The sequence below is a fragment of the Bordetella tumulicola genome (assembly GCF_054779135.1).
Map to the genome: position 1 here is coordinate 25,244 of NZ_BAAGYU010000007.1, position 19,105 is coordinate 44,348.

Genomic DNA, 19,105 nt, shown 5'->3' on the forward strand with positions numbered 1-19,105 from the left:
GCTTACCTCGCAGCCTGAATTCGACCAAAGATGCCCTGAGGACGCAGCAACAGCACGCACAGCAGAACTAGAAACGCCATCACGATTTTGTAGGCGGGCCCGACATACAGTGATCCGATTTCCTGAGAAATACCGAACACGAGGATGCCGACCACCGCACCGACGGGCGTGCCGATACCCCCCAGAATGACCGCAGCGAAGATCGTCAACAGCAGTTCGAAACCGAGCTCAGGGATTACTACCGCCTTGACGCCCAGCAAAAACCCGCCCAACCCGCAAAAAATGCCGACGATGGCCCACAGCAGCACCATCACCCGCCTCGCGTTGATGCCGCTTGCACTTGCCAGCTCGGGATTGTCTGCGACGGCACGCATGCGACGACCCATGGGCGTGAAGCGCATCAGCATGAACACCAGCGCTAGCGCCGCGATTGCAGTCACTGCGATATAGGCATCGGTAGGCAGGATGCGGATGCCGTTGAAGTTCCATGCCCGGACCAGTGGCGCCTCGATGTTGTACTGATAATGTCCCGCAAAGAATGTGATGGTGCTGCGCACGGCAAACGCCACCCCAATCGACGCAATCAATCGACTGACGAGTGGTCGCTTGGCCAAAACACGAAACACCCAGAAATAAAAGAACAACGACACGACGCCGACGGTTAGCGACGCGAACACGCCGCTGGCCGCCAGCGACAGACCGCCAAAGGTCTGTGCTGCCACTGCGGCGTAGGCACCCAACGTCATATAGTCGCCGGTTGCCACGTTCGGGAATCGAGCTATGCCGAACACCAGCGTCACCGCCAGTGCCGGCAGGGCCAACAGCAGGCCGAGCACGGTGCCGTTGATTCCCGCATTTACTATCGAAAGCCAATCCATGGCGGTCTCCTGATTCGGCTCAGATCGTGCCGGAAATGACTTCCTTGGCGACCAGCTTGCCGCCCAGAATCTCGAACACACCAAAGTCGGGCACTGCATCTCCCGCGGGACCAAACTCCAGCGTTGACGACGCGCCGTCATAATCGACCTTCTCGCCCTTGCGTAGCAGGTCACGCCCTTGCGAGAAGCTGGTGACCTTCGTCCCCGGCGCATTGCTGACCGTGCGCATCTTGGTGTTGATTTTTTTCAGATCAGCGTTGGGGCCCGCTGCTTCGACTGCTAGCGCATAGCTGATGATCATGTCGTAACACTCGGCAGCAAACACGTCGGACTCGCGTCCGGTCAATTTCCGGAATGCGGCATCAAAGTGCTGGAACGTTGGGTGATTAGTGGCAGCCACGTTGGACACAGCAATGATTCCTTCGGTCGCCTCGGCGCCAAGCGCCTTGATCAGATTCTCGTTGGCAGACCACCCTGGCATGATGAATTTGCAGGGCTGGCCGTTCTGATACCACTCCTTGAGGATGATGGTGGCGTCTGGCGTATACGAGCTCAGTGCGATGACGTCAGGTTTGGACGCGAGGACCCGGCCAAGCTCCGTCCGGTACGTGGTTTGGTTAGGCTCGTAGACGACGTGGGCCACCACTTTGCCGCCGCCTTCTTCCCAGGACTTGCGAAAATAATTGGCCTGTCCCACGAAGGTCGAGTTGTTAAACGCCATCACAGCCGGGTTCTTGAACCCGCGCTGCCGGGCAATCTGGGCAAACGCCTTGCCGAACACATCATTGGCCGCCTGGTACTGCCATACCAGATCAAGCTTGTCTTCGGTTTTCAGATCGGGCGATCCGCAGGTGTTGAGCATCATGATGCCAGCGCCATTGGTAATCGGCAGAATCGCGAGCGCCACCGATGAGGACCAAACGCCCGCAATCAGATCAACTTTTGAGATGTCGACGAGTTTACGAGCCGCTAGTACGGCAGCATCGGGACGCGTCTGATCGTCTTCGTTGAATAGTTGCAGTGGGCGCCCGCCTGCGCCGCCGGCAGCGTTCACTTCGTCCACGGCTAGGCGCATTGCCTGAAGCATTCCCGGGCCATACACCCCCCCGGTGCCCGTCATGGACGTTAAGGCGCCGATTCTGATGGGTTCGCCCTTGGGCGTACCAGCCTGCGCGCGGGCCCAAAAGGGCAACACGCTTGCAGCACCTGCGGCGACACTGGCCAATGTGAATTGCCTGCGTCCGGTATTAATGATCTGGCTCATGGTGACTTCCCCTTGTTTTCGTCATGTGACGTCGTTGATATCGCCCAGGTCGTTCAGATTTACTGCACGACACCTCGAGCGCGCATCGCTGCAATCCGTTCCGAATCTACCCCGAACGCCTGCAGCACGGCGTCGGTGTCTTGCCCAAAAGTGGGTGCCGCCTTGCGAATCTGCCCCGGGGTGGCCGAGAATTTCGTCGGAATACCAATCGTATTCATGGGGCCGATCGTAGGATGGTCGACCGAAACGATCATGTCTCGCGCGAGGTAATGCGGGTCTTTCATTGCCTGCCCGAAATCGTTGACCGGGCCGCAGGGCACACCGGCAGCCTCGCAGCGATCGATCCACGTTGTGGCATTGGCCGATGAAAAAGCTGCCTCCAGAATCGCTTCGAGCGCGTCGACGTTCGTGAGCCGATCGGAGTTGGTCACGAAACGTGGGTCGGTGATCAGATCGGGGCGATCAAGCACGGTGACGCAGAGCTTCTCCCACGTGCGCTGATTGGCTGCGCCAATCATGATGTAGCCATCTGCGGTGTTGACCGCCTGGTAGGGGGCTGAAACGCGATGGCGACTGCCCGTAGCTTGAGCCACCGTACCGTCTGCGAAATACGCCGCCGCTTCCCACACGAACCAAGGCAGCCCGCATTCGGCCAGGGAAATATCCAGGAACTGGCCCTCGCCAGTACGTTGCTGATGCATGCAGGCGGCGAGAATGGCGTAGGTCGCCGTCAGGCCAGCGCCCACATCGTAGATCGCAATGCCCGACTTTAGCGGCCGCCCGTCTTTCTCGCCTGTCATCGACATAATGCCGCTCATGCCTTGCGCCACCAGATCGAAGCCACCTTTCTTGTAGTAAGGCCCGGTCTGTCCGAAGCCGGATATAGAGCAATACACCAGACGGGGATTCAAAGCACTGAGGGTCTCGTAATCGATACCCAGTGACTTGGTCACGCCAACGCGGTAGTTCTCGACGAACACGTCTGCCCATTTGGCCAGCTCGTAGAACACCTCGCGTGCCTCCGGATCTTTCAGATTGAGCGCGATGCCCCGCTTGTTGCGGTTGATCTGCGCAAAGCAGGTCGACTCACCATTGATGTAAGGCCCCATCTCGCGCGAGTCGTCTCCGGTGCCTGCTTTCTCGACCTTGATGACGTCGGCGCCCAGGTCGGCAAGCACCATGGTGCAGTACGGCCCCGCCATGATTTGCGAGACATCCAGAATTTTCAAACCATGTAGAGGTGTTTTTTGGGTGTCCATGCTTTTATCCTTATGAGCCTAGCGGCCTTCGAAAACGGGACGTTGTTTGTTGGCGAACGCCAGAGTGCCGTTGCGATAGTCCTGAGTGTCAAAGCACGCGTAGGCTTCATCACGCTCGGCTGATGTAAGAGGCAGACCGGAGCGCAGACGCCGCACGAACTTTTTGTGCCAGCGATTGACCAGCGGCGCACCTTCTGCGATGCGCGTGGCCACCTCGTAGGCGTCATCAAGGACACGGGCATCGTCGGCCAGGCGCGTGACAAATCCCTTTTGCAGTGCCTCGTCCGCACCAAAGATATGACCCTGCAAGAGTGCTTCCAGCGCGACGGTGTGACCGACCACGCCAATCAAGTCGGCCAGCTCCTCGTGATCGACACACAAACCGATTCGATTGATGGGCAGGCCGAATCGCGCACTTCGAGCGGCAATGCGCACGTCGCAATTCAATGCAATTTCCAGTCCTCCACCCACGCATGGACCCTCAATGCAAGCCACAGTGGGATGCCGCGTGTTTTTCAGGGTGTTGGTCATATCTAATGTGAAACGCGCGTACTCGCGGGCCTGCTCGATATTCGAGCGACTGGTATCGAAGCCCCCTATGTCGCTCCCCGCGCAGAATGCACCGCCTTCCCCTCGCACTACGATGCAACGAACGTCATCGTCGGCGTCCAGCAATGCCACGGCAGCACCGAAGTTGCGGTACATCTCCATGGTGAAGGCGTTGCGCTTGGCAGGCCGATCCATGATGACGGTATGCACGCCGTTTTCGTGGGTGACGCGGATACTCATGCTCAATCTCCCAGCGTGAGCTTGGTGCCCACCAGCACAGCCCGTCCGTCGAGCTCGAGCGTGGCGTCGGTCACTATGGTGTCGTAGTGCGCGGCTGCTTTGACGGTACCGCCGATGTAGACGCTTGTTCCCAAAGCGAGCTGAATCGCGCCGTAGACGCTTTCGTCTGAGAGCATCGTGCCATCAATGCTGCAGCATGGGTTCATGCCCACGCCTAGTTCGCCGAGGTTGTAGACGTTGGGATCGTTAAAGCTCGCCAGGAGGCGACTGAATTTTTCGGCCAAATCGCCGCCGGTGATAGACACCGCCATGCCGTCTTTCATTTCGATGCGTACAGGCTCGTCGCGCACGACCCCCACGCCTGGAATACTGGCATTGACTACGATGATGCCGTTGGCCGTTCCCTCCACCGGGGCCAAGCTGGACTCCAGGCAATAGCCTGCCGAAATATCGATGGTGTTGGCAAAGCCATGCAGTGCGCGACCACGTCGCCCGAGCACGCTCATGGTGACATCAGTGCCAGCGGCAGACGTCACTCGTGCCTGGCTGGCTTGAGTGAAGGCATCGGCCAGACCTTCGATTTCGATACGCAAAGCGTCGAAATCCGCGTTCCAGCCTGCTGCGACGAAGAAATCGGCCGCGTCGGACTCGGGCAACACAATCACGCCCACTCCGTTGCGCGTTGCCTGCTGGCGCGCCTCGGTGTGTGCGGCATTGGCTCGGGTCAGTGCAATGACGAGATTCGATGCGCGCATGGCCTGGGCCACGGTCTCGGAGAACTGTGTGCCGTGATGCGTGCTGCCGGCGATCTGAAGCAGATGCGCCCGCGCGCCCGCCTCCTGCAAAGCGATCGCAAGGGGCTCGACGTTGTGCGTCGTGTAGTAGTCATATAGCACCAGCACTTCCATGCCGGGCTTGACTTGGCCGAGTTGCGTGACGACTTTGCGCGCGTTCGGGAGTTTCAATAAGGTGTGCATCGTGGGCTCAGGCGGTGAGATGTTCAGGGTGGCCGACCACCTCGGCGATAGCGTCGCCCAGAATGTCTAGACCGCGATCAATGTCATCGGCACCCGAGGACAACGGCCCGAGGAAGCGGATGATGTTGCCGCTGTATCCGGCTTTGACGAGCAGAAGCCCGCGGCGATACGCTGCGTCCACGATTTTTGCTGTCGTTGCACCGTCAGCAGCCTTGGAGTCGCGATCACTGACGATATCCATCGCCACCATAGCGCCCAGGCCACGCACGTCGCCCACTATGTCAAAGCGCGATTGCCACTGCAGGAACCGCTGACGGACCTGATCGCCGATGCGTGCACCGCGCGTCGCGTAATCTTCACGCTGCATGATATTGATGGTGGCCAACGCCGCAGCGCATGCCAACGGGTTCCCACCATAGGTGCCGCCTAGTCCGCCAACAATCGGGGCGTCGATCAAGTCGGCACGCCCCACCACTGCGGCGATCGGCATACCGCCACCCATGGATTTTGCCAGGGTGTAGATATCAGCCTCGATGCCATAGTGCTCTGTCGCAAACCATTTTCCAGTGCGGCAAAAGCCTGATTGGATTTCGTCGGCGATGAGGACGATGCCGTGCTGTGTGCAATAGTCGCGCAAGCGGGCAAAGAACACCTTCGGTACTACGTTGAAGCCTCCCTCGCCTTGCACTGGTTCAATGATCACGGCAGCGACTTGACCAGGCGTGACTTCGGTATCCAAGGTATGTTTGAAAGCGGCGAAAGCAGCCTCCACGCACTCGGCCTCACTGGCAAAGGGGCTGCGGTAGGTCGTCGGGAAAGGGACCCGATAGACCTCGGGTGCAAACGGGCCGAAACCGGCTTTGTATGCCGGCCCTTTGGCCGTGAGTGAGAGCGCCATCAAGGTGCGGCCATGAAACGCATGCTCGAACGCCACGACGGCAGGTCGACCGGTCGCTTTACGCGCAATCTTGATTGCATTTTCCACGGCTTCGGAGCCCGTGCTTTGCAGCATTGCTTTTTTGGGCCAAGCACCAGGAACGATGTCGACCAGGCGTTCGCACAGCTCGATGTATTCGGGATACATAACGATGTTGAAGCACGTGTGCAGAAAGCGATCAGCCTGCTGTTTAACGGCCTGCACGACTTCAGGATGGGCATGCCCTACATTCAAGGTGCCGATGCCCCCAGCAAAATCGATGAATCGATTGCCGTCGACATCCACCACCTCGCAGCCGCTGGCGTGCGCCGCAAATATCGGTGCGCCATTAGCCACGCCGCGCGCGACAACCGCATCGCGGCGTTGCTTCAAATCTCGGCACAAGGGGCCGGGGACAGCAAGTATCTGTTCAGACATTTGAGGACTCCACATAGATCGCGATGTGATGCACGTTAAGCGTCATTTTTCGTTGTGTCAATGGTTGTATTGTTAATAGCACGTTAGATTGAAATATTGATTGTGTACAATTATGGACAGAGTTTATGCGGCTCTTAGCCTTTTTTCTATTTTTCAATGATCGGAAATATCAGGGTTTGTCCTGATGTTTTGCCGCGCGATGCAGACGCTTTCTGCGATGCTGCTGTCGCGTAGTGCCGCGGCACTACGTAATCGGGCAGCACTATTCTCAAATGCAGTTCCATTTGGCGGTAAGGAATAGGAACGCCAGCTTGCATCCAACGCTTCAAACGCACGCGGCAGCAGGTCACTCTGGACGTTGCTCAGCGTGCTCAAATCATGCGGGCCAGCCAGATAGTCTTTGCTGGTTAGAATGTCGGTTTTCGATTTCAGGTGAATTGATGTTGAGTAAACTGATTGCTCTCGCGTTAGTCCCTTTGGCTTTGGCAGGCTGCGAGTCTTCAGACTCAGATATTCAGACGGGTAAGGCATGCCTTGGGAAGAATCAGGACACACTAGTCGAAAGCCTGGGAACTCAGTGTCAAAAGGGCGACACCATAGGGACGAAGAATCCGGCTTTATTTTGTGACTTCAGATACGCAGTCGCATTCAACGGATTTGATTCGGCGATCTGCGTTTACTCTGGCCGTTCAGCTGAAGATCGAGTCACCAAGTAGGCAACGCTTAATCGCGCCGCTTATCCCCAACCTCCAATCAACGTGACCCTGCCTAGATTTCACGTACATCAAAAAGTTGTTAACTTTGAAAGTACGGAGAATCGAAATGAAAGACAGTAGTGTGCCCAAGAGGTAGTACACAGAGAAATTCAAGGCTGAAGCGGTCAGGCTCGCGGGGTCGGTAGGCAGTCATGAGGCGGCACGACGTCTGGGCATTCCGGTGGCGCGACGTACCTCCATTCCGAGATTTCGAGCGGGCGGCCATAACGGTGAGTCCGGCAGGCGGTGCAATTTGGCATGTCTCACCACCTCGCTATCGGGCCGTGCGGCGTCCCTGAAAACGTCGGTGAGGCCGTCCAGGAATGCCAGGCCGATTCTCTGTGTCCGTCGTAAGTACCTGGTCTTCGCCGAAACGCACGCGGTCACCCACCTGGAAACGACTGGCCTTCACGAGCTGTTCGACGATGATGCCCTCGTAGTAGCCTCCCACCTGGTCTGGCACCGTCATGATTTGAACGGGAATCCATCGTTCGGTCGAGTGGGCGACTAAGCGCACGACCTGATCCATGGCCAAAGACATTGCACCGGGCATCCGGTGGGTGTCGTGATGCCCGACGGTGACGCGGAACTCGTTGGGGCCATGCAGCACAAAGGCACTGCGGATTTCGACCTCAGCGGCCAGTATTTCAGCCATAGCCTGGTCAAGCTCACTGGTCGCGCAGCCTTGCAACTGAGTGGCGGCGGCTGCTTCCATGCCGTCGATCAGTACGGCGCGGGCGGCTGCGCGGGCGGGCGAGGGGACGCCCAGCAGGCGGGCGAGGAGGTCAAACTGGTATCCGGTCATGCGAGGAGTGGTTCAATTAACTGTATGAATAAACAGTATATACGGACCGGAAATCGGGGCCATGGCCCTTATTGATTGATAAGTCTTTGAGTACTGTATGGCCTACTGGATATTAGACACTGTCTAATAAAACGTCTAAAACGCCCCAATGAAAAAAGCCCCCACTTACGTGGAGGCCCTTGAATTCTCTGGTGGCGCATCCCTGATTCGAACAGGGGACCTGCGGATTATGATTCCGTCGCTCTAACCGGCTGAGCTAATGCGCCTCGCACAAAATGATGACTACGTATTCCTACGAAATCGCCTTTTTGGCGGTATGCCTAGGCGTGCCCGGGCAAGAACGAAATTCTAGCATGATCTTTTATTTGGATGCAAACACCTATAGGTGCGGTTTATTGGCCGGGCACGGGTGCGGTAGCGCCGTTTGTGTTGCCCGCTAATTCCTCGGCTGGCGTCGGTGCGGTCGTCGCGTGTGTCTGGGCCAGGTGAACGGCGGCCAGCGCCGTCGTGAGGTCCTGTACCGGCTGGAACGAGTCCGCACGCGCCATGGGCCAGCCTACCCGGAACAGGGTGTGCCGGAATTCGCCGCGCAACAGCTCGCCGGGCTCGAGCTCGGGAAAGAGGGCGGAGAGCAGCCGGACTTCGCTGGACGAGACGCGGCGTGCGATGTGATGCGGCCGCAATTGGTTGGGGTGGGTCAACCCGGCTGCTTGCAGCAGTTCGGCCAGAGCGTGCAGGCTGTTGCGATGAAAGTTTGCGACGCGCTGGGCTTTGTCCGGGACGACGAGGGCACGCTGTCGTACGGGATCCTGGGTGGTGACGCCTGTGGGGCATTTGCCCGTGTGGCAGGCTTGCGCCTGGATGCAGCCGACGGCAAACATGAAGCCGCGAGCGGCGTTGCACCAGTCGGCTCCCATGGCCATCACTCGGGCCATATCAAAGGCCGTGATGATTTTCCCCGAGGCACCGATGCGGATGCGATCGCGCAGGTTCACGCCGACCAGGGTGTTATGCACGAGGCGCAGGGCTTCGCGCAGCGGGGTGCCGACGTGGTCGACGAATTCGATAGGCGCGGCGCCGGTGCCGCCTTCGGCGCCATCGACCACGACGAAATCGGGCGTGATGCCGGTCTCTAGCATGGCTTTGACGATGGCAAACCATTCCCAGGGGTGTCCCACGCACAGCTTGAACCCGACGGGCTTGCCTTCGGATAGCCTGCGCAGTCGCGCTACGAAATGCATGAGGCCGATAGGCGAGTCAAAGGCGCTGTGACTGGAGGGTGAGTTGCAGTCTTGCCAGGCGGCAACCCCGCGCGCCTCGGCGATCTCGTGCGTGACTTTCGCGCCGGGCAAGATTCCGCCATGACCGGGCTTGGCGCCTTGCGACAACTTGATTTCGATCATTTTCACCTGTGGAGTACAGGCGTTACGGACAAAGGCTTCTTCGGAAAAGGCGCCGCTTTCGTCACGACATCCGAAATAGCCCGAGCCGATATTCCATACGAGTGCGCCACCGGGTTGCCGGTGATAGCGGCTGATGCCGCCTTCGCCAGTGTCGTGAGCAAAATTACCCTGGCGCGCACCTTCGTTCAGCGCGAGGATGGCATTGGCCGAGAGTGCGCCAAAGCTCATGGCCGAGATATTGAAGGCCGACATCGCATAGGGTTGCAGGCAGTCCGGGCCGCCCACGCTGACGCGAAAGTTGGGCTCGGCAATCTGGCTGGGCGCCATGGAGTGGTTGATCCACTCGTAGCGGTCACCGTAAACATCCTCCTGAGTGCCAAAGGGGCGTTTGTCGATGTCCTGTTTGGCGCGCTGATACACGATGGATCGCTGTGCGCGGGAGAATGGCGCCGCATGCGTGTCGTCCTCGAGAAAGTACTGGCGAATTTCTGGACGGATGAATTCAAACAGAAAGCGCAAATTACCCAGGACGGGATAGTTGCGCCGGATGGCGTGGCGCGGCTGAATCAGGTCATAGATCCCCAGCAGCGTCAGCAAGGTCAGCGGCACGGCCGCCCAATACCAGCCAATAGAGCTGGACAAGGCCAGCGTCAGGGTGACAACAGCGCCGAGCAACACCAGCAGTAATGTGGAGTATCGGCCTACTAACCAGTACATTTCGGGCTCCCGGGCTATCAAATGTAGGCAACCATAGCAGGGATGATGTCAGATACGCTAGTTGTTATCTTGGTTATTACTGCAAACGTATCGCCAGTGCCGCTAATGTGACCAGCAGCACCGGCAAGGTCAGCACGATGCCTATCTTGAAATAATAGCCCCAGGTGATACGCAGCCCCTTGCGGGCCAGCACGTGCAGCCACAATAAGGTAGCCAGGCTGCCGATGGGAGTGATCTTGGGTCCCAGGTCGGTCCCGATGACGTTGGCATAGATCATGGCGTCCCGGATGACACCGGTGGTGCTGGTATCGGCGATGGCGAGTGCGCCGACGAGCACGGCGGGCAGGTTATTCAGTACGGACGCCAAGAAGGCCGTCACCACACCGGTGCCAAGCGTAGCGGTCCAGAGGCCCTGGTCGCCAAAGTAGTCCAGCAGCCGGGTCAGATAAGCCGTCAGGCCGGCATTGCGCAGACCGTACACGACGAGGTACATGCCGAGCGAAAATACGACGATGTGCCAGGGAGCCTCGCGCATAATGCGGCGCGTGCCGACGATGTGCTGTTGGCCCGCGACGAGCAGTAATACCAATGCACCCGTCGCCGCAATGGCGCTGATCGGTATGCCCAGGGGTTCCAGAATGAAAAATCCCGCCAGCAGCAGTATCAATATCGCCATGCCGACCTGGAAGGTGGTGTGGTCCCGTATCGCCGAGCGTGGGGGCTGTAGTTGTGCGACGTTGTAACGCGAGGGGATCTGCTTATGAAAGACCGCCAGCAGCACCCCCAGCGATGCGACGACGGCGACAATATTGACAGGCATCATCACCGACGCGTAGCGGCCAAAGCCGATGTCAAAAAAATCGGCCGATACGATGTTGACCAGATTGGAAACGATGAGCGGTGTGCTAGCGGTGTCAGCAATAAAGCCGGCGGCCATGACAAAGGCGAGGGTGGCGCTCAGGCCAAAGCCCAGCGCCAACAGCATTTCCATCACGATAGGTGTCAGAATCAGCGCGGCGCCGTCGTTGGCAAACAGGGCGGACACCGCGGCACCCAGCAACACAATCAGCGCAAAGAGCCAGTGGCCGCGTCCGCCGCCCCAGCGAGCCACGTGCAGGGCGGCCCATTTAAAGAAGCCCGCGGCGTCGAGAATGATGCTGGTGATGATGATGGCGATAAAGGTGGCGGTGGCGTTCCATACGATGTGCCAGACTGCGACGACGTCGTTGAGTTGGACGACACCTGTTAGCAGCGCCACGATAGCGCCAGCCAACGCACTCCAGCCGATGTTCAGGCCTCGAGGTTGCCAAATGACCAGGATCAGTGTGGCGATGAAAATGGCGGCGGGCAGCAACATGATGCAGGTGTTAGGCGGTTAGCAGCTCAGTACCCGCGTTGAGGATCGACGAGCCCGTTCGGTTCCTTGCCTGCAAGGATGAGACGCATGTTGGCGATGGTTGCTTCGGCTGCGGTGTCGGGGCGAGTGTGGGCGGCCACATGCGGCGTCAGGATGACTTTCGGATGCGACCAGAGCGGGTGATCGGCGGGTAGCGGCTCGGGATCGGTGACGTCGACGAAGGCAGCTTCCAAATGCCCCGTATCCAGTGCGGCCAGTAGTGCCTCCTGATCCATGTGTCCTCCGCGGCCGACCTGGACGAGTGAGGCGCCTCGCGGCAATTGCGAAAAGAGCTCGGCATTCAGGATGTGGCGAGTTTCCTGGGTCAGCGGCAGCAAGCAGATCAGGATATCGGTCTCGGCGAGCATCGTTCTCAGTCCTTCGGGACCGTGGTATGAACGGATGCCCTCGACATTTTTTGGGCTACGGCTCCAGCCCGCCAACTGGAAGCCGAAAGGTTTGAGCGCGTCGAGCGAGGCCCGCCCGAGTTCACCCAGACCCAGAACCGAGACACGGCGTTGATCTGCCCACGTGAATTCAAGATTGACCCATTCGTGGCGCCGCTGCAGTTCGAGATAGGCCGGCAGGCGCCGATGTAGCGCCAGGACGCTCATCACGACATAGTCCCGCATCAGGCTGGTCAGGCCGCTTTCGATCATGCGGACTAGTTTTGCCTGCGGCGGGATCGACGTTCGATCGACCTGATCGATGCCCGCCCCGACTGAAAAAATAATTTCGAGGTTCGGGTAGCGCTCAGCCAGATTGTCAGGGAAGGCCCAGGTCATCAGATAGCGGACCGACTGTGGGTCGACCTGCGTCGCATCGCTGGCGAAGGGGACGTCGGGCAGATCATGGGCAAAAGCGCGGCGAAAGACCTCGACGCGTTCGGGGTAGGACAGCATGAGAAAAGTCATCGAACACCTTGTAAAAACGACGCCGCCGAACGTGTGCGAGGCCCGGGGGACAGAAAGGGGTCAGCGGTTGGCGCGGGCGAGCGCGATGCGGTCCTGCAGGCGATAGAGCTGGATGAGCGCGGGCATAAAGTACGGCTTACCTGCATAGAGCGGGATGAAGGGCATCGGACGGAAATCGAACGCTGACTTGCGCTGGTCGTCGCCTAGTAGCTTGTGCGCTGCACGACTGCCAATCCAGGGCGCCCAGACGACGCCCGAGCCGCAAAAACCCGTCGCGTAGGTCAGGCCATTGTGCTCGAAGATTCGAGGCAGCATGTCGCGATGCATGGCCACATTGCCGAACCAACTATGGCTGATTTTCACGTCCGCGAGTTCAGGAAAAAGGTTGATCAGTCCGTCCCGGAGCATGACAGTCGGCGCCGCCGGATCACCGCTTTGCGAGGCGTCGCGCCCGCCCAGCAGGATACGCTTGCCGTCCGGTGAAGGGCGGTAATAATAGCCGAGAACCTTGCCTTCGCCGCACATCATCCTGCGCGGCATCAGCTTGGCCATCAGTTCGGAGGGCAATTCCTCGGTTGCGATGATGCGGCTGCGTATCGGCACCAGTCGGCGGCGCAGCCAAGGATTGGCGCCATCGGTATAGCCATTGGTGCAGATCAGCACTTGACGGCCCATGATCGTGCCTGCCGAGGTCTCGACTCGAAAGCCCTCGCCTTCGTTGGTGATGGACTTGACCGCCGTATCGGAATGCACGGTGACGCCTGCGGCCAGCGTAATGCGCAGGATCTCGGCATGGTATTTCCCAGGATGCAATCCACCGATATCCATGCGGACCGAGCCACCGCGATAGTAGTCGGTGCCGACGTGCTGGCGTTGTTCGGCATGTGGGACTGCATAGGACTCGATTCCAAGTGTTTTTTGCAGTTTTTCGGCGCCGCGGGCCATTGTCTCGTATTGCGCTTTGCCGATGGCGCCATAGAAGCGGCCGGTCAGGTTGAAATCGCAGTCCAGGCCTTCGGTACGGATAAAGTCATAAATGAATTCGCGTGCCGCCTTGCCTTCGGCTTCAATAGCGACGGCACGTGCTTCGCCGTACTTTCGTACTAACTCGGCATAGCCCAGCCGGATATTGCCGCTGGTGATGCCGCCATTACGCGACGAAGCGCCCTCGCCAGGATTCATCTTATCCAGCACCACAACGGCACGGCCCGCTCGCGCAAGGGTCAACCCGGCCGTCAGTCCGGCGTAGCCCGCGCCGACGATGACGACATCCGCTTGTTTCGCGAGCGGCTGTGTCGGCAGTGGTCGCACCGGCGCGGCTTCCCACCAGTAGGGGGTACTCTTTTCGGCAATGGGGGGCTGTTGCATGGAGAATCTCCTTATGTGGGGATAGGGGCTAGAGGTAGCGGTCGAACTGCACCGCGCCAATGATCCACAGGATCTCGGTCGGGACGTCGCCGATATTGCGCAGGGAATGCGGTCGGTTACTGTCAAAAACGAAGCTGTCGCCGGTCTCCAGTTCGGAGGCCTCATCATCGACACTCAGAGTCACCTTGCCGGACAGGACGAGCCCGCCTTTCTCTGCCGGATAACTGAGGGCGTGGCCGCCGGATGTGCCGCCGGGCTCCAATCTCAGGATCATGATCTGCAGGTGCTGGTGCCGGTCCGGCGGTGTTAGAAGCTCTTTGTGCAGCATCCCTAGGTCGATGACCGGGCGCTGCGCACGACGGCGTACAAAAGAGGGCTCGCCGGTCTCGGGTATCTCGCCTCTGGCTTCACCGAATAATTCCTGCATCGAGATGTTCAGCGCTCGCCGCAGCGAGGTCAGAAGCCGCATTGAGGGATTAGCGATACCGCGTTCTACCTGACTGATCATTCCCATTGAAACGCCCGAGGCTTGCGCAAGCCTCTCGAGTGACAGTCCCTTTTGCTTGCGCAACGTCCGAAGCGTGGCGCCCACGTGAAATTCGGCGGTTTCCGAGGGAGAGTCGGCGACACGCCGATCCTTATTTTCCCCGTGTGCTGGCATCGAAATCCCCTATTGACAGGAAAAGCGTATCAAGCAAAATAGTGAAGATATCTTCAATAATTTTCAATATATACTAAATTTTCAGTCGAACGCCATCACTATTACTACACGGCAGGGGGATTTGTGGCTTCTATACCGGCAAGCAATACGGTAGCCGCCGCGGCGATGCTCTCGGTGCGCAATCTGACAGTCAGTCTGCCGGTTGGCATGGAGCGCGCCCATGCCGTCAACGGAATTTCATTCGATTTGTTGAAGGGGCAGATTCTCTGCATCATCGGGGAGTCGGGCTCCGGAAAATCGGTGACGGCCAATGCGATCATGGGTCTGCTGCCCAAAGTGATCCGTGTCACGGAAGGCTCGATCCGGCTGGACGATACTGAGATCATCGGCGCCGGACCCGAACAGCTGCGCGATTTGCGTGGCCGGGTGGTTTCCATGATCTTTCAGGATCCGCTTTCGGCCCTGAATCCCTTGATGACGGTGGGAGACCAAATCACCGAAGCGTTGCTGGCCCACAATGTCGGCACGGCGGATAGCCGTAAAGACCGCGCCCTCCAGCTTTTGACCGAGGTCGGTCTACCGGATCCTGCGCTGCTGTATCACCAATATCCGTTTCGCCTGTCGGGGGGCCAACGACAACGGGTGATGATCGCGATTGCGCTGGCATTGGAGCCCACTATCCTGATCGCGGACGAGCCGACGACGGCGCTCGACGTAACGACGCAGGCACAGATCCTCAATCTGATTCGCGATATCCAACGTCGCAAGGGGATGAGCGTTATGTTCATCACCCATGACTTTGGCGTGGTCGCGGAGATCGCCGACAGTGTGGTGGTGATGGAAAAGGGCAAGATCGTCGAGCAGGGACCCGCCGGCAGGGTGCTGACGACCCCGGCACACCCCTATACCAAGCGCCTGATCGCGGCCGTACCTCGTCTGACCAGCACCAACCGCGTTCTGCCCGAGACGTCTGCGACACCGATCCTGCAGGTCGAGAATCTGGTCAAGACTTATCGCAGCGGCAGCCGTCTGTTGCGTAGTGCGCGAACCGTCAAGGCGGTCGATGATGTTTCCTTTGAACTGAAACCTGGCCGTACGCTTGGCGTCGTGGGGGAGAGCGGTTCGGGAAAGTCCTCGCTCGGGCGACTGCTGATCAAGTTGATGGACAGCGACAGCGGCCGCATCCTCTTTGAGGGCACGGATATCGCCACGATGAAAGAGAACGCGTTCCGAGCCCTGCGTCCAAAGATCCAGATGATCTTCCAGGATCCGTTTGCTTCGCTCAATCCGCGTTCGACAATCGCGCATATCTTGACCGTTGGTCCGATTGCGCATGGCATACCTGCCTCTCAGGCACGCGAACAAGCGAAGGCGCTCCTGTCGCACGTGGGCCTCGATGCCGGGGCTTTCGGACGTTATCCGCATGAGTTCTCGGGCGGGCAGCGTCAACGTATTGGTATCGCTCGCGCGCTGATGTTCAAGCCCAAGCTATTGGTCGCTGATGAGTCCGTCTCGGCGCTCGATGTGTCGATTCAGGCGCAAATACTGATGCTGCTGGACCAAGTGCAGCGCGAGACGGGTGTATCGATGGTCTTCATTACCCACGATCTACGGGTCGCCAGCCAGATTTGCGACGAGATCGTCGTGATGCAAAAGGGCAGAGTCGTCGAGGTGGGGCCACCGTCGCAGATCTTCCTCGATCCGCAGTCCGCCTATACCCGCGAGTTGGTTGCCGCCATTCCGGGCCAGGAACCAGGCTAGCAGAGCCCGGGCCCTGGAGACCGCAGTTCTAACAATGTCGTATCACGGAGATCATCCAATGACTGACACAATCACCTCGAAAAGCCGCCGTTCCGCATTGAAGCTGATGGGTCTTGCTGGTGCGACGGGCATGTTCGGTTTTCATCTGCTGGGTAAACCTGCTTTTGCCCAGACGCCGCCAGCCGCGCCCGCGGGGCGGGTCATTGTCGGCCTGTCGCAGGAGCCGACCGTGTTCAACCCGTTGATGCTGAAAATCGAAGTCGATGACGGTCTGCATTTCTCGGTTTTTGACGCACTGTTTCGAACGATGCCGGATGGCTCGGTCGTGCCCAATCTCGCCACGGAAGTTCCCAGCCAGGAAAATGGCGGGCTGTCCGCCGATGGCCTGGAATGGCGTGTGAAGCTGCGTGACGACGTGAAATGGCATGATGGCAAGCCGATGACGGCCGAGGATGTGAAGTTCACGCTTGAGCTCATCGTCGATCCGAAGTTTCGCAGTTGGCGCACCGCGGGACACAATCTCGTGCACGACATTACCGTCGTCTCGCCGACCGAGCTGACCTGGAAGATGAAAGAGCCCTTTGCGCCGTACATGTCCTTCCTGACAGAGACTTTCATCGTTCCCAAGCATATTCTGGAGCCCGAGGCTGACAAGAACACCGCTGCCTTTAATCAGGCGCCCATCGGTACCGGTGCGTTCAAATGGGGCCGCCGCGTCGCGGGCGATCACATCGAGCTGGTCGCCAATACCAACTACCATGGCGAAGGCCCTTATATCGAGCAGTTGATATTCAAGTACATCCCCGACCTGACCGTGCTGTATACCCAGTTCAAGAGCGGTGACATCGACCTGGTGGGGCGCCAATACATTACTCCCGACAACTATGCCGAGGCGAAGACGCTGAAGAACCGGGTGGTTGAGCTGCAGCCGGCACCGACCGTCGAACAGATCTATCTCAATCTGGAGCGGCCGGTATTCAAGGAGTTGGCGGTACGCGAGGCCATCTATGCCGCCATTGACAAGCAAGCAATCATCGACGCGCTCTACTACGGGCTACCCGAGCCGGTCGAATCCTATATGCCGCGCGGCTCGGTCTACTACAACCATGATCTGCCCAAGCATGAGTTCAGTCTCGATAAAGCGCGCAAACTACTCGATGATGCGGGCTGGGTAAAAGGCTCGGATGGGATCCGCGCCAAGAATGGTGTGCGGCTTGCATTCACCAACTCGACCACTGCGGGCAATCATCTGCGCGAGCAACTGCAGCAGTTCGTCCAGCAGACGCTAAAAGAGATTGGCATCGAGATGACCATCTCGAATTTGCCCGCGGCCGTTATCTGGGGCGATTTCTGGACCCTGTCGAAATATGACTCGGTGGTGGTGGGAATCAATTATTTGGTGGGCTCCGATCCCGATGTGTTCAATCGATTCCATACCGGCGCGATTCGCGCCAAGGGCGGACGTGGCTCGAACACCTCGCAATACAGCAATCCGCAGGTGGACAAATTGCTGGAAGAGGGGGCGCGCACTTTCGATCAAAGGCGTCGAATCGAAATCTATAAGGAAATCCAGGCGCAGGTGCGTGCCGATCTGCCCTTTCTGCCGCTCTTTTCGGAGAACGTCGTCCGTGGCTGGAAGTCGGACATCAAGGGCACGGCTAGCAATAGCAATACGCGTACCGAATCCTGGCATGCGGCGGGTTGGTTCCGCGAAGCGTGATGGTATTACCCGAGCTCGACAGCGTTCAGGCAGGGCATCGCTGCCCCTTTTTGGCAGCGAAGCCGCAGGCGCGGCGTGGGGGGAATTTCTTATGTATCGTGGGGGCTGAATGGCCGGATTTCTGCTAAATCGTTTGTGGCAAAGCATCATTTTGCTGCTGATCGTATCGATCATCGGCTTTGCGATATTGAATATGATCCCCGGCGGTCCGCTATCGCAATTTGCACTGGATGCCAGTATGACGCAGGCAGATATAGAACGTCTGACTCGTCAGATGGGCCTGGACCAACCCTTGCCCCTGCGATATCTCGACTGGGCCTGGCAGATGCTGCAGGGTGACTGGGGACGGTCCTATCGCGATGGCACGCCGGTTCTGCAGGTCATCGGTCGGCATCTGCCTGCGACGCTGCTGCTGATGGGAACGTCGACTGCCATTTCCATTGCCATTGGTACCTGGATCGGTATCCGCGGCGCGACGCACCGCTACTCGGGTTTTGACTACGGCGCCACCATTGGTGCCATGGTGGCGCTTTCGATTCCGACGTTCTGGTTCGGTCTGGTCGGGATTTACGTCTTTTCGTTGAAGCTGGGGTGGGTGCCCGCAGGCAATATGTACACGATCGGCGATCAGTCGATACTGAATTACCTGCATCACTTGATTTTGCCGAGTCTTGTGCTGTCACTGGTGCACGTCGCGACCTGGAGCCGCTACATGCGATCGGCCACGCTGGACGTGATCAATCAGGATTTCATCAAGACCGCCCGGGCCAAGGGAGTGCCAGAGCGGCGTGTCCTGATGAAGCATGTGGTGGGTAATGCCTTGCTCCCGATGATCACACTGGCAGGTATGCAACTGCCTACTATTCTCGGGGGAGCGCTGGTCACCGAGACCGTCTTTACCTGGCCCGGCATGGGGCGGTTGTTTCTCGACAGCCTCGGTTATAGCGACTACCCGGTGATCCTGGGGCTCCTGATGCTTTCCGCCATCTTGACGCTGCTTGGAAACCTCATTGCCGACATTATCGTGGCGACGGTCGATCCACGTATCCGCCTTGGCTGACCTCCACCCGATCAGGAAACCGTC

General features: G+C 58.7%; 16 protein-coding genes and 1 tRNA gene. 3 read left to right on the forward strand and 14 right to left on the reverse strand.

All coding sequences use genetic code 11. The annotated features are described in order from the left end of the window. Window positions 1-2: 2 nt before the first annotated feature. The 14 genes from ACYVDM_RS08535 to ACYVDM_RS08600 form a co-directional block, all read right to left on the reverse strand. On the reverse strand, window positions 3-878 hold the full coding sequence (locus ACYVDM_RS08535; RefSeq protein WP_415786817.1) for a branched-chain amino acid ABC transporter permease: 876 nt from the start codon (window positions 876-878) through the stop codon (window positions 3-5). A 19-nt stretch (window positions 879-897) separates the two neighbouring features. Continuing rightward, window positions 898-2,142: an ABC transporter substrate-binding protein gene (locus ACYVDM_RS08540; protein WP_415786815.1), complete on the reverse strand. Its 1,245-nt coding sequence runs from the start codon at window positions 2,140-2,142 to the stop codon at window positions 898-900. Window positions 2,143-2,201: 59 nt separating this feature from the next. Beyond that, the gene (locus ACYVDM_RS08545; protein WP_415786813.1) at window positions 2,202-3,401 is read right to left on the reverse strand and encodes a CaiB/BaiF CoA transferase family protein; all 1,200 of its coding nucleotides are present in this window, start codon (window positions 3,399-3,401) and stop codon (window positions 2,202-2,204) included. Window positions 3,402-3,419: 18 nt separating this feature from the next. Further along, window positions 3,420-4,190 carry an enoyl-CoA hydratase/isomerase family protein gene (locus ACYVDM_RS08550; protein ID WP_415786811.1) on the reverse strand — a complete coding sequence of 257 codons (771 nt, stop codon included), beginning with the start codon at window positions 4,188-4,190 and terminating at the stop codon, window positions 3,420-3,422. 2 nt (window positions 4,191-4,192) lie between these two features. Further along, window positions 4,193-5,167, reverse strand: a complete 975-nt coding sequence (locus ACYVDM_RS08555) for an aminopeptidase (protein WP_415786809.1) — start codon at window positions 5,165-5,167, stop codon at window positions 4,193-4,195. Window positions 5,168-5,174: 7 nt separating this feature from the next. Further along, the gene (gene gabT, locus ACYVDM_RS08560) at window positions 5,175-6,521 is read right to left on the reverse strand and encodes a 4-aminobutyrate--2-oxoglutarate transaminase (protein ID WP_415786807.1); all 1,347 of its coding nucleotides are present in this window, start codon (window positions 6,519-6,521) and stop codon (window positions 5,175-5,177) included. Between the two features lie 153 nt (window positions 6,522-6,674). Beyond that, a complete protein-coding gene (locus ACYVDM_RS08565; RefSeq protein ID WP_415786805.1) occupies window positions 6,675-7,052 on the reverse strand; it encodes a hypothetical protein in 378 nt (125 codons plus the stop codon). A gap of 498 nt (window positions 7,053-7,550) precedes the next feature. Next, window positions 7,551-8,081, reverse strand: coding sequence for an alpha/beta hydrolase (locus ACYVDM_RS08570; protein ID WP_415786803.1), 531 nt, complete (start codon window positions 8,079-8,081; stop codon window positions 7,551-7,553). Window positions 8,082-8,270: 189 nt separating this feature from the next. Then, window positions 8,271-8,347 (reverse strand) — tRNA-Met (locus ACYVDM_RS08575). A 126-nt stretch (window positions 8,348-8,473) separates the two neighbouring features. Continuing rightward, on the reverse strand, window positions 8,474-10,201 hold the full coding sequence (locus ACYVDM_RS08580) for an FMN-binding glutamate synthase family protein (protein ID WP_415786801.1): 1,728 nt from the start codon (window positions 10,199-10,201) through the stop codon (window positions 8,474-8,476). Window positions 10,202-10,277: 76 nt separating this feature from the next. Next, window positions 10,278-11,558, reverse strand: coding sequence for an arsenic transporter (locus ACYVDM_RS08585; RefSeq protein ID WP_415786799.1), 1,281 nt, complete (start codon window positions 11,556-11,558; stop codon window positions 10,278-10,280). Window positions 11,559-11,584: 26 nt separating this feature from the next. After that, entirely contained in the window at window positions 11,585-12,511 is a 927-nt protein-coding gene (locus ACYVDM_RS08590) for a 2-hydroxyacid dehydrogenase (RefSeq protein ID WP_415786797.1), read from the reverse strand. 60 nt (window positions 12,512-12,571) lie between these two features. Then, window positions 12,572-13,879, reverse strand: coding sequence for an NAD(P)/FAD-dependent oxidoreductase (locus ACYVDM_RS08595; protein WP_415786795.1), 1,308 nt, complete (start codon window positions 13,877-13,879; stop codon window positions 12,572-12,574). A gap of 28 nt (window positions 13,880-13,907) precedes the next feature. Next, window positions 13,908-14,540: a cupin domain-containing protein gene (locus ACYVDM_RS08600; RefSeq protein ID WP_415786793.1), complete on the reverse strand. Its 633-nt coding sequence runs from the start codon at window positions 14,538-14,540 to the stop codon at window positions 13,908-13,910. A 165-nt stretch (window positions 14,541-14,705) separates the two neighbouring features. Between ACYVDM_RS08600 and ACYVDM_RS08605 the strand changes: the two genes are divergently transcribed. The 3 genes from ACYVDM_RS08605 to ACYVDM_RS08615 all read left to right on the forward strand — a co-directional run bounded on the left by ACYVDM_RS08605 (window position 14,706) and on the right by ACYVDM_RS08615 (window position 19,081). Continuing rightward, on the forward strand, window positions 14,706-16,301 hold the full coding sequence (locus ACYVDM_RS08605; RefSeq protein WP_415787083.1) for an ABC transporter ATP-binding protein: 1,596 nt from the start codon (window positions 14,706-14,708) through the stop codon (window positions 16,299-16,301). Window positions 16,302-16,359: 58 nt separating this feature from the next. Next, a complete protein-coding gene (locus ACYVDM_RS08610; RefSeq protein ID WP_415786791.1) occupies window positions 16,360-18,021 on the forward strand; it encodes a peptide ABC transporter substrate-binding protein in 1,662 nt (553 codons plus the stop codon). A gap of 109 nt (window positions 18,022-18,130) precedes the next feature. Next, window positions 18,131-19,081 (forward strand): ABC transporter permease, encoded by a 951-nt coding sequence (locus ACYVDM_RS08615; protein ID WP_415786789.1) that lies wholly within the window; start codon window positions 18,131-18,133, stop codon window positions 19,079-19,081. Window positions 19,082-19,105 lie beyond the last annotated feature (24 nt).